General features: G+C 39.8%; 1 protein-coding gene. It reads right to left on the bottom strand.

What is annotated here, in order from left to right; translation table 11 throughout:
- Window positions 1–58 precede the first annotated feature (58 nt).
- On the bottom strand, window positions 59–1,237 hold the full coding sequence (locus FC37_RS01240) for an IS256 family transposase (protein ID WP_025006495.1): 1,179 nt from the start codon (window positions 1,235–1,237) through the stop codon (window positions 59–61).
- Between the last annotated feature and the right edge of the window lie 131 nt (window positions 1,238–1,368).

Raw genomic sequence — 1,368 nt, forward strand, 5'->3', positions numbered from 1 at the left:
GAGACTGTCAAATCTTTTGTGTAAATAGTTCTTTCTCGCAAATTGATTTTTTAATTATTTATTCAAAATAAGATTCTAAGGTATCCTGAACCTGACCAAAGCCTTTATGAATTCGGTTGAAATAGCGGTCATTGTAGCTCATTGCCTGGATGCCAATAAATGCATCAAGCGACTGTTCAGTTGGAAATTCTGCCTTAGGCTTAGCTTTACGCTTGATGACGTTGTTAAAGGATTCAATCATATTGGTTGAATAAATTGAAGCTCTGATTTGTTTGGGATAATTGTAGAAGACTAGCAGATCGGGCTCAATTTCCTTCAAACCTTTGATGACATGGCTATAAGCTTTATTCCATTTGGCATAGAATTTGTGCAAGACAGCTGCAGCTTCTTTTTTGCTTGTCTGTTGATGTATCTGCTTGAATTCGTTCATGATCTTTTCGCGGTCATCCACCCGGACTTTAGCACAGATATTGCGCATGACATGAACCAGGCAGCGTTGAAAATGAGCTTTAGGATAAGTCCTGGCCAAGGCTGTTTTCATGCCAACAACACCATCAGAAAGAAAGAGTTCAACTTGCTTCAAGCCTCTGGACTTCATGTTTTGAAGCATCTCTGTCCAAACTTCAATGTTCTCACTAGGAGCAATGCAGTAGTCAATGACTTCCTTATGTCCATTAGGTTTAATGCCAATGGCAATATATACTGCTTCACGCTCAAACGTTTCTCGGCGCAAAGGAAGGTATGTCGCATCCAAATAGACACAGAAAAACTTGTCGCTTAGCTTGCGCTTGTGATAAGCCTCAATCTTGGGGAGCATCTGCTTGGAAATATTTGATACTTGAGCTGGACTATAATGACTGCCATACATTTTCTCAATCAAGTCAGCGATTTCTCTGGTAGTTACGCCTTTGGAGTAGAGCTTGATAATCGTGCTTTCCAAAACATCAGAGTGCTGCTTGTAGTCAGGCAGCGTGTGCTGATGAAACTGACCGTTGCGGTCTCGAGGCACTTGCACTTCAATTGGTCCAAACTGGGTATCAACCTTGCGGAAATAAGCACCATTTCTAGAATTGCCAGTATTCCAGCCATTTCTGGCATAGGGATCATAGCCCAGAAAGGCAGTCAACTCAGCTTCTAGCAAGTCATTAACAGCCTGTTGTAGCTCTTTGCGCAATAAATCATTTATTTTGTCTGGATTGAATAGAGCTTGAGCAAAATCTTTGGTAAAATCATTCATGAAGGAGTTCTTCTTTCTGTATGTGTTTTTTTGTTCAAACCAATCATACGAGAAAGGAACTCCTTTTTCTAATGTTTAAAGAAATAAATTTAAGGAATCATTCATCCTTACACAAACTATTTTACAGTCTC

Source organism: Lactobacillus gallinarum DSM 10532 = JCM 2011 (assembly GCF_001434975.1).
GTDB classification, from domain to species: Bacteria; Bacillota; Bacilli; order Lactobacillales; family Lactobacillaceae; genus Lactobacillus; species Lactobacillus gallinarum.